Here is a 13,163-nt window from a genome sequence, read left to right as displayed (position 1 = left end):
CTCACCACCCCTTGTCGTCGCGGGCGAAGTTGTGCCCGCCGAAGTCGTCGTCGTCAGCGGGACCGGTGGGACGCGGCGGCGCGACCGGTTCCCCGGGCGGGGGCTCGGGGAAGCGCTCGTGGTACCCGCCCACCAGCGCGCCCATGGTCGCGGAGTCGTCGCCGATGATCGGCGCCATGGCCTCCTGCATCCGGGACGCGATCTGCGCCTGGGCGGTGCGCATCACGCCGAGGATCTCGGCGGACAGCCGCGCGGGCTGCTTGCGCAGCGCCGCGTCGGTCAGGTCCAGCGCCGAGACGACACCGTTCTGGTCGACCGTCACGGACACCGAGCCGTCGGAGGAACGCTGCGTCACCCTGACCGCGTTCGCGACCTGCTTCATCTCGTCGGCCTGCCGGAGCTTGGCCTGGATCTGCGCGTTCCACTGACGCATCATCGCGTCGGGATCGGCTGCTGCCGGGTTCATCTAGTAGTCCCTCTCCTGTGCCTTCTTGCGCCGGGAGGCGGCCGCTCCCACCACGGCCAGCGCCCCGATCCCACCTACCGCCAGACCCCCGAGCACCGATCCGATGCCGAGCACGACGCTCGGTTCGAAATCGGCGCGGTACACCGGCGCATTACCGGAGCCGCCCCGGACCTTCCCCTCACCCCGCTGCACGACGGGCACCGCGGCGCCCTCGTCGGACGGTGTGAGCTGGCCCGGCTCGGCCGTCACCCGCGCCGTGGTCCCGTCCTCCCACTCGACGTCGGCCCGGCAGATCCACCAGGTGCCGAAGCCGTGCCTGCTGACCGGTCCCCTGCTCGTGCAGTCGGTCACGCGGGCGACACCCCGGTCCGCGACCGGTCTGGTGTTCGTCCCCGCGACCGGGTCGAACCGCGTGAAGCCGGTGAGACCCAGCCACACCCCGAGCCACAAGACCACCAGGGCGAGCGGCCCAGCGATCCACCTCATGCGCCTCGTCCCCTCGTCCGTCCTGGTTGGACTTCGTCCCGGTCCGCCCGGTTCCACCGAGTTCGGCGGCCACCTGGAGACCATTCGGGCAGCTCTGGGGGCCAGTTCGGGCGTGCCCAGTCTGGCCGAACTGTGTGAATGCGGTCTCACCTGGGACGAAGCGGGCGAAAATCGGGCAGGATTGCACCCAGTTGTGGTAGCGACCACAGTGTTACCAGGGTGTTTCATCTATGCACAGCCCGAACGGGCATACCGATAGCCGAGTGGGCAGGTGAAATGCGAGCCGAGGAACGCAAACGTCGCATCCTGGCCAGGGCCCGCGCCGACGGCCGCGTCGACGTGGTGGAGATGGCGCAGGAACTGCGCGTCGCGCCCGAGACGGTTCGACGCGACCTGCGCGTGCTCGACGAGCACGGCTTGGTCCGCCGCACGCACGGCGGCGGCGTCCCGGTCGAGAGCGCCGGCTTCGAGACCGGCCTGAGGTTCCGGGCCGGATCGCACGTCCCGGAGAAGCGCCGCATCGCGAAGGCGGCCGCCGAACGGCTCGACGACGCCGAGACCGTCTTCATCGACGAGGGTTACACGCCGCAGCTCGTCGCGGAGGCGCTGCCGACCACCAACCCGCTCACGATCATCACCGCGTCGCTGCCGACCGCGGCGGCGATGTCCGAGCACCCGTCGTGCACCGTCCTGCTGCTGGGCGGGCGCGTCAGGGGCCACACACTGGCCACTGTGGACCACTGGACCACCAGGATGCTCGGCGAGATGGTCATCGACCTCGCCTACATCGGGGCCAACGGCATCTCCCGCGAGCACGGCCTGACCACACCCGACCCGGCGGTCGGCGCGGTCAAGGCCAAGGCGCTCAGCTCGTCCCGGCGCAAGATCTTCGTCGGGACGCACACGAAGTTCGGCGTCTCCAGCTTCCACCGGTTCGCCGAGGTCTCCGACCTGGAGGCGATCGTCACCGACAGCGGCCTCAGCGCCCACGAGGCCCACCGCTACACCCTGCTAGGCCCCAAGGTCATCAGAGCCTGACCTGCCCTCACCCCTTCGGGCGCTCCATCCCCCTTCTTCAGCGCGCCCGAAAACCCTGGAAAGGAACCGACGATGTCGTCGATTCGCACACTCGGAGCCGCCACCGCGGTGTTGCTGCTGGCTTCCGCCTGCTCCGGAGCAGGCGGCGGGGGTGGTGGTGAGAACTCGGTGAACGTGCTGATGGTGAACAACCCGCAGATGCAGGACCTGCAGAAGCTCACCGCGGACAACTTCACCAAGGACACCGGCATCAAGGTGAACTTCACCGTGCTGCCCGAGAACGACGTCCGCGACAAGATCAGCCAGGACTTCTCCAGCCAGGCCGGCCAGTACGACGTGGCGACGATCTCCAACTACGAGACGCCGATGTTCGCCAAGAACGGCTGGTTGGCGCCGATGGACGACTTCGTCGCGAAGGACAGCGCGTTCGACCAGGCCGACATCCTGGAGCCGATCCGCCAGTCGCTGACCGCCGCCGACGGCAAGGTCTACGCGCAGCCGTTCTACGGCGAGTCGTCGTTCCTCATGTACCGCAAGGACATCTTCGAGGCCAAGGGCGTCACGCTGCCCGACAAGCCGACCTGGCAGCAGGTCGCCGAGGCCGCCGCGAAGGTCGCCACCCCCGAGGTCCGCGGCATCTGCCTGCGCGGCCAGCCGGGCTGGGGCCAGGTCATGGCGCCGCTCACGACGGTCGTGAACACCTTCGGCGGCACGTGGTTCACCAAGGACTGGCAGGCGCAGGTCAACGCGCCGGAGTTCAAGGAGGCCACCAAGTTCTACGTCGACCTCGTCCGCAACCACGGCGAGAACGGCGCCCCGCAGGCCGGCTTCGCCGAGTGCCTCAACAACATGACGCAGGGCAAGGTCGCGATGTGGTACGACGCCACGGTCGCCGCCGGTCTGCTCGAGGCGAACGACTCGCCGGTCAAGGGCAAGCTCGGCTTCACCCAGGCGCCGGTCGTGAAGACCGACAGCTCCGGCTGGCTCTACACCTGGGCGTTCGGCATCCAGAAGGCGTCGAAGAAGCAGGAGAACGCCTGGAAGTTCGTCTCCTGGGCGTCGGGCAAGGGCTACGAGGAGCTCGTCGGCAAGAACCTCGGCTGGTCGAAGCTCCCCGACGGCAAGCGTGCGTCGACCTACCAGCGTCCCGAGTACAAGCAGTCCTCCGGCAGCTTCTCCGCGATGGCCGAGGCCGCGATCAAGAGCGCGAAGCCGCTGAACCCCGGTGTGCAGGAGCGCCCGGCGCCCGGCATCCAGTTCGTCGGCATCCCCGAGTTCACCGACCTGGGCACGCAGGTGTCGCAGCAGATCAGCTCGGCGATCGCGGGTGCGACGTCGGTGGACGACGCGCTGAACAACGGCCAGGGTCTCGCCGAGAAGGTCGCGGCGAAGTACAAGGGACAGTGACATGGCCGTCCTGACGCGCGAGGAGCGGTCGGTCGTCGACCGGCCGCCCCCCGTCCCCCGCAAGGGGTACTCGAAGTGGGCCCGGCGGGCGCCGCTGCTGCCCGCCCTCATCTTCCTGATCATCGTGACGCAGCTGCCGTTCGTGGCGACGCTCGTCATCTCGTTCATGAAGTGGAACTCGCTCGACCCCACCAACCGCGGGTTCGCCGGGTTCGACAACTACGTCAACGTGTTCACCGACCCCGACCTGCGTTCGTCGGTGGTCAACACGATCGTGCTCACGGCGTCGGTCGTGATCATCAGCCTGGTCCTCGGGCTGGGCCTGGCGCTGCTGCTGGACAAGAAGTTCGCCGGTCGCGGGTTCGTGCGCACCATGCTCATCGCGCCGTTCCTCGTGGTGCCGGTCGCGGCGGCACTGATCTGGAAGCACGTGCTCTACAACCCGGAGTACGGCCTGTTCAACGGAATCCTGAACTGGCTGGGCTTCGACGCCCAGCCGGACTGGATCTCGACCATGCCGATGAGCGCCGTGGTGCTGTCGCTGGTGTGGCAGTGGACGCCGTTCATGATGCTGATCCTGCTGGCGGGCCTGCAGTCCAAGCCGGTCGAACCCGTCGAGGCGGCCACGATCGACGGCGCGTCGTCGTTCCAGGTCTTCCGGTACCTGACGTTCCCGCACCTGCGGCAGTACCTGGAGCTCGGCGGTCTGCTCGGGTCGATCTACGTCGTGCAGAACTTCGACGCGGTCTTCACGATCACGTCCGGTGGTCTGGGCACGGCGAACCTGCCGTACATGATCTACCAGACCTTCTACCAGGCCCACGAGTACGGCGAGGCCTCCGCGGCCGGCGTCATCGTGGTCGCGGGCTCGATGGTCATCGCGACGTTCGCGCTGCGCGTGGTGTCCTCGCTGTTCAAGGAGGAGAAGCGATGACCGCCAAGTGGGTCGGACGCGGCTGGGGTGTCCTCGCCTGGCTCGCCGGCGTCGTGTTCTTCGCGCCCGTGGCCTGGATGTTCCTGACCTCGCTGCACAGCGAGACGGACGCCGCCACGAACCCGCCGTCGATCGCGGCGCCGCTGACGCTCGACGGCTACGCGGAGTTCTTCGACTCCGGCGCGTGGCCTCCGCTGATCAACTCGTTCAGCGCCTCGATCGGGTCGACGATCATCGTGCTGCTGCTGGCGATCCCGGCCGCGTACGCGTTGTCGATCAAGCCGGTGGAGAAGTGGACGGACGTCCTGTTCTTCTTCCTCTCCACCAAGATGATGCCCGTCGTCGCGGCGCTGCTGCCGATCTACCTGATCGCGCAGTTCTCCGGGATGCTCGACAACATCTCGTTCCTCACGCTGCTGTACTGCTCGATGAACCTGCCGATCGCGGTGTGGCTCATGCGGTCGTTCCTGTCCGAGGTCCCGAAGGAGATCCTCGAGGCGGCCTCGATCGACGGCGCGGGTCTGCTCACGATCCTGCGCCGGGTGGTGGCGCCGATCGCGATGCCCGGCATCGCGGCGACGGCGTTGATCTGCTTCATCTTCAGCTGGAACGAGCTGCTCTTCGCACGGGTGCTCACCGGTGTCGTCGCCGGCACCGCGCCCGTGTACCTGACCGGGTTCGTCACGTCGCAGGGCCTCTTCCTGGCCAAGGTCTGCGCCGCGGCGGTCGTGGTCTCTCTGCCGGTGCTCATCGCCGGGTTCGCCGCCCAGGACAAGCTCGTCCAGGGCCTTTCGTTGGGAGCGGTCAAGTGAAAGCAGCAGTGATCACCGGCGTCGGATCCGTCGAAGTGACCACTGTGGACGATCCCACGTGCGGTCCTCGCGAGGTCGTCGTCCAGGTGGCGGCCTGCGGCCTGTGCGGCACGGACCTGCACATCCTGCAGGGCGAGTTCGCGCCGACCCTGCCGGTCGTGCCGGGTCACGAGTTCGCCGGCACGGTCGTCGAGATCGGTTCGCAGGTGAACGAGGTCGCCGTGGGCGACCGGGTGGCCGTCGACCCCTCGCTGTACTGCCACGAGTGCCGGATGTGCCGTTCCGGCAGGAGCAACCTCTGCGAGCGCTGGGCGGCCATCGGCGTCACGACCTCCGGTGGCGCGGCGGAGTTCGCGAAGGCCCCGGTGGCGAACTGCGTCAAGCTGCCGGACCACGTGCGGACCGAGGACGCGGCGCTCATCGAGCCGCTGTCGTGCGCGGTGCGCGGCTACGACGTGCTGCGCTCGCAAATGGCGTCGCGGGTGCTGATCTACGGCTCGGGCACGATGGGCCTGATGATGCTGCAGCTCGGCAAGCTGACCGGCGCGTCGTCGATCGAGGTCGTCGACCTCAACCCGGAGCGGCTGGAGACGGCGAAGCAGCTCGGCGTCACGGCCGTGGCGGCGACGCCGGACGAGCTCGACCGGCCGCAGGGCTGGGACGTCGTCATCGACGCGACCGGCAACGAGAAGGCCATCCAGGACGGTCTCGGGCGCGTCGCCAAGGGCGGCACGTTCCTCCAGTTCGGCGTCTCGGACTACTCCGCGCGCGTGACCATCGAGCCGTACAAGATCTACAACCAGGAGATCACCATCACCGGCTCGATGGCGGTGCTGCACTCGTTCGAACGGGCGGCGGACCTCTTCGCGACCGGGGTGCTCGACCCCGAGGTGTTCATCAGCGACAGGGTGCCGCTGGACGACTACGCGGGAGCGTTGGACCAGTTCAAGGCGGGCAAGGGCCGCAAGATCCAGGTCCTGCCCTGAGTCCGTCGTAGGAAGTCCGCCGGAGTTCGTGGGCACTCGTGTATCCAGACGAGTGCCCACGACTCCTTCCAGACATGTCGAAGTCCGGGCAGAAAGTAGTACCGCCGTACTTTTCGCACATGTCCGACGAAGAGCTCCTCGCGTGGTACGCGGAGCTTCAGGCGCGGGCGATGAACCCGCAGCCTGGGGACGTCGATTTCGACCACGTCCACAAGGCCGCCGAACCGGTGTCCGTCGAGCAGCTGCGCCACCGCATCATGACGTTCCAGGGCTGGCCGGGAGGTCTCTCCACGCTGGACGCCGGATCTCCGTTCCACAACCTGTGGCACTGGCTCAGCGACTGACGCGGCGCGAGGTCACCCTCGCTCGCGTCATCGGCGCCCTGGTGGCCGCCGGCGTGCTCTACGCCGTCGCGCTCGCTGCGGTCACCGGTGCCGTCTCACATCCGCGGAACTGGCTGGTCGCGGTCGCCTGCACCCTGCTCGGGGTGCGGGTGATCGGTCACGTCCGCAGGTCACCGGTCGGGTGGCTGTTGCTGGTCATGGGCGTGTTCGGCGCCATCGCCGTCGCGGCCGCCGGTCAGCCGGAGAACCACCCCGCCCGCTGGCTCGAAGCGTGGATCTGGTGGCCCACGTACTCGTTGCTGCCCGCGGTGGCGCTGGTGTTCCCGAACGGCAAGCCGCTGAGCAACCGCTGGTGGATCGCCATCGGCGCGTCGCTGTTCAGCACTCTCGTCGGAACCATCACGATCGCGTGGGCGTCGTGGGGCAACCCCGCCGAGTTCTGGCAGCTGAGCGGGGACGGGCTCGCGAAGACGATCACGAAGATCGCGGTGCTCGCGGCCGGCCTGTCGGTGGTCGCGGCCGTGGCGTCGTTGTTCCTCCGCTGGCGGCGGGCCGAGGGGGACGAACGACGCCTGCTCGTCTGGGCGTTCGCGCTGCTGGTGTTGGCCGTCGTGGCGACCGTTGTGGAGACGACGGACGGGCACGTCGCCTGGATCATCGGTGTGCTGGCGTTCCCTGCTGCCGCGGTGATCGCCATCGTGCGGTACGGCCTGTACGACATCAGCCTGCTCATCCACCGGTCGTTGCTCTACGGCTCGTTGACGGTCGTCCTGCTTCTCGTCTACCTCGGCGTGATGGTCGCGGCGGGCGCGCTGCTCACCGACGACGCCGAGGTCGTCGGGGTAGTGGCGGCGGGTCTGGTGTTCGCGCCGATCCGCAGCTGGGTGCAGCGCAAGCTCGACCGGTGGTTGTTCGGTGAGCGCTCCGACCCCTATGGCGCTTTGTCGACTTTGAGCGAGAAGCTCGAACGGTCGCAGGACGTGCTGCCGACGGTCGCGCAGACCGTCGCCGAGTCGCTGAAGCTGCCGTACGTGGCGATCCGCGGTTCGTCGGTGCTGGCCGAGCACGGGCGCAGCCGCGGGTGGCCGCAGCTCCGCTTCCCCATGACCTACCGGGGCTCGCACGTCTGCGACCTCGTCGTCGAGCCGCGCGCACCGGACGAGCGCCTCAGCGACCGGGAGCTGACCCTGCTCGGCGACCTCGCCCGCTCCACCGCTCCCGCCGCGCAGTCGATCAGGCTGACCGCCGACCTGCAGCTCGCGCGCGAACGGCTGGTGCGGGCGCGCGAAGAGGAACGGCTGCGGTTGCGACGCGACCTGCACGACGGCGTCGGACCGGCACTGGTCGGCATCCGGTTGCAGCTCAAGGCGTTGCGCCGCTCGCTGGGCGACGTGCTCGACCCCGTGCTGGCCGACGTCGACACGACCGCCGTCGAGGTGCGCCGGCTCGTGGACGGCCTGCGACCGCCGATCCTCGACCAGGGCCTGGCGCTGGCCGTGCGGGACGAGGCCGCGCGCTTCCGCGGCGACCTGCTGGTCGAGGTCGACGCCGAGCAGCTCGACGGGCTGTCGGCCGCCGTCGAGGTCGCCGCCTACCGGATCGTCGCGGAGGCGCTGACCAACACCGCACGCCACTCCGGAGCGTCGACCTGCACGATCAGCGTGCGGACCGACGGCGACCTGGTCGTGGAGGTCGTGGACGACGGACGCGGCGTCGCGGCGGACTCCAAGCCGGGTGTCGGCCTCGACTCGATGCGAGAACGCTGCGCGGAACTGGGTGGATCGTGCACAGTGGGACCCGCTCACCCCCGAGGGACGCGGGTGGTGGCGCGGATCCCGTTGGAGGCCCAGTAGTGGCAGGCACAGCGACTCGCGTTGTCATCGCCGACGACCACCCGGTGTTCCGGCGCGGTCTGAAGGCGTTGCTGGACGGCGAGGACGGCATCTCCGTCGTCGGCGACGCCGCGGACGGGCAGGAGGCCGTGCGCGTCGTCCTCGACCTGGAGCCGGACGTCGTCGTGATGGACCTGCACATGCCCGTCCTCGGCGGCGTCGAGGCGGCCAAGCGGATCCAGGCGGCCCTGCCCGGCGTCGGTGTCCTCGTCCTGACGATGCACGAGGACGACGAGCTCGTCTTCGCGGCCATGAAGGCCGGTGCGCGCGGGTATCTCGTGAAGACCACGGACGACGACGAGATCGTGCGCGCGGTGCAGGCCATAGGAGCCGGAGAGGCGATCTTCAGCGCCACCATCGCGCAACGCATGATGGGCTACTTCACCGCGATCTCCTCCTCGGAGGTCGTGGCGTTCCCCCAGCTCACCGACCGGGAGCGGGAAGTCCTGAAGCTGATGGCGTCCGGCCTCGACAACCCGTCCATCGCGCACAAGCTGCACCTCTCCGGCAAGACCGTCCGCAACCGCGTGTCGGCGATCTTCACGAAGCTCCAGGTGGCCGACCGGGCGCAGGCCATCGTGCGCGCCCGCGAGGCGGGACTCGGAAGTCCCCGGTAAGTCGGGACAACGGTCACCTGACGGCGGGACAAGACCCCCGGTGGGATCGGCGTATCCGCCGAAGGGGGCCCGATGGACATCACCTGGGACGTCGCACACGCGCGGCTCAGCCACGACCGAATGCTGCACGTCGCCCAAGCGCTCATCTCGATGCGCCCGGAGACCGTCACGCTGGGCGGCGGCGAGCCGCTCGGCGTGCCCGGCCTGTTCGAGATCGCCGCACTGTTCCGCGAAGCCGGAATCGACCTCGTCCTGCGCACGTCCGGCAAGTCGCTGCACCCGTCGATGGTGCGGACGCTGTTGGAGTCGTGCGTGCGCATCGAGGTGTGCGCGATGGCGTTCGCCCACGCCATGCACGCCCTGCACCTGCTCGACGTCGGCGCCGCCAAGCTCGACCGGCACGCCGCGTTCGGCCTCGACGCCACCGGCATCCGGCGCGGCTTCGACCGGCTCGAGGACTTCTGCGCCACGACCGCGTTCGAACTGCCGCACCTCTCGTTCATCGCGTTCAGCGACACGATCGGGCCGGACCACGCGCAGTACCTGCAGTCGCTCGCGCCTCAGACCGTACGGGTGACGGTCGAGACCGCGAACACCTCGGTGGTCAGAGCGAGCTGAGCAGAGCGCGCCAGGCAGGGGTGGAGAACGCGAGAACGTCACCGCTCGCGTTCTTCGTGTCGCGGACGAGGACGTCCTGGGCCAGCGACACCTCCACGCAGCTCTCTGCGGTGCCGCCGTTGCTGTAGCTGCTCTTACACCAGGTCCGGTCCGCCGTCATGGGAATCCTTTCGAATCCTCCTGGTTCGCGCGACAGCCGTGCTGTCCTGCGAATACACGCAGCGTGCTGACGCTCCCGGACAGCCGCTCGCGCCTCAGACCGTACGGGTGACGGTCGAGACCGCGAACACCTCGGTGGTCAGAGCGAGTTGAGCAGGGCGCGCCAGGCAGGGGTGGAGAACGCGAGAACGTCACCGCTCGCGTTCTTCGTGTCGCGGACGAGGACGTCCTGGGCCAGCGACACCTCCACGCAATTGCCGGAGCCGCTGCCGCCGCTGTAGCTGCTCTTACGCCAAGTCCGTTCCTGGAACATCTGAGTCCTCTCGCAGGCCACTGATGCACTCCATCAGCTTGCTCCGCGATTGTTCCTCATCCAGGGCAACGGCATCCAGCCGCTGAAAGAGCCGCTTCGCCCGCGCGACGGCGGTGTTGTCCTGCGCGAACACCTTCGCCATGTCGGTCTCGCAGTACACGACCGATGATGCCTTCTCGAACTCGTACAACACACACGGCGAACGGAACGCGGTCATGTGCGCAGGCACCACGCGGAGGATGTGGGTGTTGAAGAGGAGACGCAGGTACTGGTCTTCACGGAGTGAGGCGCTGCCCAGCGGCATCCGCAGCGCCAGCTCGTGCACGTAGAACAAGCACTCCGGGCGATTCGGCCGCCTCAAGATCGCCTGTCGCTCCATACGCGCCCGGACGAACTTCTCGATGTCCTCCGGCGCTTCGATGTGCGAGTCGACGAACAACTCCCGCGTGTAGCCCTCGACCTGCACAAGACCGGGCACCGTCATGATGTCCAGGCTGATGATCTTCGTGGCCATTGCCTCGGTCATCGCGAGTGTGCGCAGTTCGTCCGGCACCTGAGCGAAGAACCGGTCGAAGGCGTTGTAGTAGCGGCTGCGGAACTCGTTGACGAAGTCGATGTCCTTGCCGCACGTCGCCAGGTACTGGACGAGGTCGATCTCGCTCGCGCGGGCCTTGCCGAGCTCGATGTCGGACACCTTGCTCGGGTCCCAGCCGAGCTGGACGGCCATCGCACGGCCGGTGAACGAGGTGCACGACTCGCGGACCCGGCGCAGTTCGTCGCCCAGGCACCGGCTGTACGGGGTGGAGATGGTGGCGGTCATGCCCTTCGACGGTAGGGCTTGGATTCGATCCACACCACTGGCTCATTCGGGTGAAAACAAGCTAGAAAATGCCGCCGCGAGCAGCGAAAACGTCCTCGATAGGCGCCATAGCGCCGAGGGCGAGACGCAGCAGCACGCGTGCCTTGCGGGGACATAGCCAGCCGGCCATCACGGCGCCGCGCTTGATCAGGTCCGACTCGGACCCGACGAAGCCGTAGGTGTCGCGGAACGTCGTGCCCGCGCCCGTCCGCGTCGCCACCACCACCGGGAACCGGGCTCGTGAGATGGCCTCCGCCATGCCGGCCGACACGTGGCCGACGCCGGTGGCGGCGACGACGGTTCCCCCGACGTTGAGCCAGTCGAGGATCGAGCCGTCGTCGTCCACAGTGGCCTCGATGAGCGGAACCGCCGGTGCGTCGAGAGGTCGCGGCAGCGCGGTCAGCCTGTGCGCGGGGTGGAAGTACCGCGGCGAGCCCTCGACGACGAGTCCGAGGGGGCCGGGGAACGACTCGAAGGCGTTGGGGAGGCTGCTGTGCGTCTTGCGGACCCAGCGCGCGGCGTGGACCTCGTCGTTGAGGACGAGCAGGGCGCCGCGGCCGCGTGAGTTGGGTGCCGCCGCGACCGCGACGGCGGCGGCGAGGTTGGCGGGGCCGTCGGCGCCGGGGAGGCCGGGGTTCCGCATGGCGCCGGTGACGACGACCGGTTCGTCGTGCGGCCACAGGCAGTCGAAGAAGTACGCGGTCTCTTCGAGGGTGTCGGTGCCCTGGACGACGACGACACCGGCGGCGCCTCCGGAGACCTGCTCGTCGGCCCAGTCGAAGGCCTCCAGCAGGGTGGTGAAGGTGAGCGAGGCGCCCGGGACCGTCGCCAGGGTCGCGATCTCCCCCACCTCCAAGCCCCGCACGAGGTCCCCGGCGCCCAGGGTCGGCGACACCGCGCCGGAGCCCGTCATCGTGATCGTGCCGCCGAGCGATGCCACCGCCACCTGTGAGCTCATGACCTCACTCTAGGTTGGACGTCATGACCGGACCCGCCGCCTGGCCACCTGCGCCGATCCGAACCGAACGGCTCGTGCTGCGCGAGTCCGAGGCGCGCGACCGGGACGCGTTCCTCGACCTGTTCTCGTCGCCGGAGGTGGGCACCTACACCGGTGGCTCGAAGCCGCGCGACGAGGTCGACCGCACGGCGCCCCCGATCCCGGGCCGGCGGCACGGATTCTTCGTCGTCGCGCTGGACGGCGCGATGATCGGCATGGTCTCGTTCGACGTGGTGGACGAGGAACGGTTGCTGGGCTACCTGTTCCTGCCGTCCGCGTGGGGCAAGGGTTACGCGTACGAGGCGTGTGCGGCGGCGCTTGACTGGTACGCCGCCGCACACCCCGGTGAGCCGCTCGCGAGCATCACCCGAACGGCGAACGTCGCCTCGATGCGCCTCTTGGCGAAGCTGGGCTTCACCGAAGGCGAGCGCTACGAGGCCTACGGCGCCGAGCAATGTCACTGGCGCCAATAGGTGATGTTGCGGAAACGGGCCTCCGCGCGACCGCTGCCGTGGTGGTAGACGCCGTTCTTGAAGTAACGCGTCGCCGGACCTTCGTCCTGGTGCGTGAGTTTCAGCGAACCGTTGTAATAAGTCCGCACCGTGCCCCGGCCACCCGCGACCGCGGTGTGTTCCACGCGGATCTTGAACCATTTGTTGTAAATGCCGGTGGCGATGACCTGGTTGCTGTCCTTGCGCAACGTGCCGCCGTCGATGTCGGCGACGTTGAGCATGACGTCCGTGGCGCGGGTGCCGTCCGGACGGCTGCCGCGCAGGATCTGCACGACCGTCGGGCCGCTGACGCCGGACGGGACGTAGATCTCGCCCTCCCAGGCGCGTGAGCCGCTGGAGTACTCCTGGTGGAAGCGCAGCTCGGTGCGCGGATCAGTCGGGCTGCCCTGGGTGTGCGGCTGGTCGTAGTCGTAGACCCACATGGTGTGCACGCCGCCTTCGAACTTGTAGCGCGCGCTGGTGGCGAGGTTGTACGGCTTCTGCACGGTGTAGGTGTACGGGGCGCTGACCCACTGCGCGGACGGCGGCTGAGCGAGGGCCTGAGCCGCCGGGGCCACGAGCAGGGGTGCGGTCAGCGCAAGCGCCAGAACGGAGCGTCGTGTGTGGAGTGCAGGGGTTTCCACGGTGAATCCCTCCGACCTTCGACAAGTGGTCTGCACCACTGTGAGGGCAGGAAGGCGGAGGGATCAACACTTACCGGAAATTCCGGAACAATGTTCAGGT

General features: G+C 68.6%; 17 protein-coding genes. 10 read left to right on the top strand and 7 right to left on the bottom strand.

Features of this window, described 5'->3' with window-relative positions:
* Position 1: 1 nt before the first annotated feature.
* Both L6E10_RS23335 and L6E10_RS23330 read right to left on the bottom strand, forming a co-directional pair.
* Complete coding sequence (locus tag L6E10_RS23335) at positions 2-466, bottom strand: YbaB/EbfC family nucleoid-associated protein (RefSeq protein ID WP_236221660.1); 465 nt, start codon at positions 464-466, stop codon at positions 2-4.
* Positions 467-952, bottom strand: a complete 486-nt coding sequence (locus tag L6E10_RS23330) for a DUF6346 domain-containing protein (protein ID WP_236221659.1) — start codon at positions 950-952, stop codon at positions 467-469.
* A 276-nt stretch (positions 953-1,228) separates the two neighbouring features.
* Here L6E10_RS23330 and L6E10_RS23325 point away from each other — a divergent pair, with 276 nt between their 5' ends.
* The 9 genes from L6E10_RS23325 (at position 1,229) to L6E10_RS23285 (ending at position 9,600) form a co-directional block, all read left to right on the top strand.
* On the top strand, positions 1,229-1,990 hold the full coding sequence (locus tag L6E10_RS23325) for a DeoR/GlpR family DNA-binding transcription regulator (protein WP_236221658.1): 762 nt from the start codon (positions 1,229-1,231) through the stop codon (positions 1,988-1,990).
* Positions 1,991-2,062: 72 nt separating this feature from the next.
* Positions 2,063-3,397 (top strand): sugar ABC transporter substrate-binding protein, encoded by a 1,335-nt coding sequence (locus L6E10_RS23320; RefSeq protein WP_236221657.1) that lies wholly within the window; start codon positions 2,063-2,065, stop codon positions 3,395-3,397.
* 1 nt (position 3,398) lies between these two features.
* On the top strand, positions 3,399-4,331 hold the full coding sequence (locus L6E10_RS23315) for a carbohydrate ABC transporter permease (protein WP_236221656.1): 933 nt from the start codon (positions 3,399-3,401) through the stop codon (positions 4,329-4,331).
* Complete coding sequence (locus L6E10_RS23310; protein ID WP_090098417.1) at positions 4,328-5,143, top strand: carbohydrate ABC transporter permease; 816 nt, start codon at positions 4,328-4,330, stop codon at positions 5,141-5,143. The genes L6E10_RS23315 and L6E10_RS23310 overlap by 4 nt, the downstream gene beginning before the upstream one ends.
* Positions 5,140-6,129, top strand: coding sequence for a zinc-dependent alcohol dehydrogenase family protein (locus tag L6E10_RS23305; RefSeq protein ID WP_090098419.1), 990 nt, complete (start codon positions 5,140-5,142; stop codon positions 6,127-6,129). Before L6E10_RS23310 ends, L6E10_RS23305 begins: the two co-directional genes overlap by 4 nt.
* Before the next feature lie 119 nt (positions 6,130-6,248).
* Positions 6,249-6,473 carry a hypothetical protein gene (locus tag L6E10_RS23300; RefSeq protein WP_090098420.1) on the top strand — a complete coding sequence of 75 codons (225 nt, stop codon included), beginning with the start codon at positions 6,249-6,251 and terminating at the stop codon, positions 6,471-6,473.
* Entirely contained in the window at positions 6,452-8,326 is a 1,875-nt protein-coding gene (locus L6E10_RS23295; RefSeq protein WP_236221655.1) for a sensor histidine kinase, read from the top strand. The genes L6E10_RS23300 and L6E10_RS23295 overlap by 22 nt, the downstream gene beginning before the upstream one ends.
* On the top strand, positions 8,326-8,982 hold the full coding sequence (locus L6E10_RS23290; RefSeq protein ID WP_236221654.1) for a response regulator transcription factor: 657 nt from the start codon (positions 8,326-8,328) through the stop codon (positions 8,980-8,982). The genes L6E10_RS23295 and L6E10_RS23290 overlap by 1 nt, the downstream gene beginning before the upstream one ends.
* Before the next feature lie 72 nt (positions 8,983-9,054).
* Positions 9,055-9,600 carry a radical SAM protein gene (locus L6E10_RS23285; protein ID WP_236221653.1) on the top strand — a complete coding sequence of 182 codons (546 nt, stop codon included), beginning with the start codon at positions 9,055-9,057 and terminating at the stop codon, positions 9,598-9,600.
* On the opposite strand, the gene L6E10_RS40915 is transcribed toward L6E10_RS23285, so the two are convergent.
* The 4 genes from L6E10_RS40915 to L6E10_RS23265 all read right to left on the bottom strand — a co-directional run bounded on the left by L6E10_RS40915 (position 9,587) and on the right by L6E10_RS23265 (position 11,889).
* Positions 9,587-9,697: a DUF397 domain-containing protein gene (locus L6E10_RS40915; protein WP_236221652.1), complete on the bottom strand. Its 111-nt coding sequence runs from the start codon at positions 9,695-9,697 to the stop codon at positions 9,587-9,589. The genes L6E10_RS23285 and L6E10_RS40915 overlap by 14 nt on opposite strands.
* Positions 9,698-9,898: 201 nt before the next feature.
* Positions 9,899-10,072 (bottom strand): DUF397 domain-containing protein, encoded by a 174-nt coding sequence (locus tag L6E10_RS23275; RefSeq protein WP_236221651.1) that lies wholly within the window; start codon positions 10,070-10,072, stop codon positions 9,899-9,901.
* Complete coding sequence (locus L6E10_RS23270; RefSeq protein ID WP_374237331.1) at positions 10,047-10,892, bottom strand: helix-turn-helix domain-containing protein; 846 nt, start codon at positions 10,890-10,892, stop codon at positions 10,047-10,049. Before L6E10_RS23270 ends, L6E10_RS23275 begins: the two co-directional genes overlap by 26 nt.
* 61 nt (positions 10,893-10,953) lie before the next feature.
* Positions 10,954-11,889 (bottom strand): asparaginase, encoded by a 936-nt coding sequence (locus tag L6E10_RS23265; protein WP_236221649.1) that lies wholly within the window; start codon positions 11,887-11,889, stop codon positions 10,954-10,956.
* A gap of 23 nt (positions 11,890-11,912) precedes the next feature.
* Between L6E10_RS23265 and L6E10_RS23260 the strand changes: the two genes are divergently transcribed.
* Positions 11,913-12,401: a GNAT family N-acetyltransferase gene (locus L6E10_RS23260; RefSeq protein WP_236221648.1), complete on the top strand. Its 489-nt coding sequence runs from the start codon at positions 11,913-11,915 to the stop codon at positions 12,399-12,401.
* Here L6E10_RS23260 and L6E10_RS23255 read toward each other — a convergent pair.
* Positions 12,386-13,063, bottom strand: a complete 678-nt coding sequence (locus L6E10_RS23255) for a polysaccharide lyase family 7 protein (protein WP_236221647.1) — start codon at positions 13,061-13,063, stop codon at positions 12,386-12,388. The two genes, L6E10_RS23260 and L6E10_RS23255, sit on opposite strands and share 16 nt — an antisense overlap.
* Between the last annotated feature and the right edge of the window lie 100 nt (positions 13,064-13,163).

This window comes from Lentzea sp. CC55 (assembly GCF_021056325.1).
GTDB lineage: Bacteria > Actinomycetota > Actinomycetes > Mycobacteriales > Pseudonocardiaceae > Lentzea > Lentzea jiangxiensis.
The sequence above is the reverse complement of the archived record's forward strand: the minus strand, read 5'-3'. Positions and strand labels throughout refer to the sequence as shown.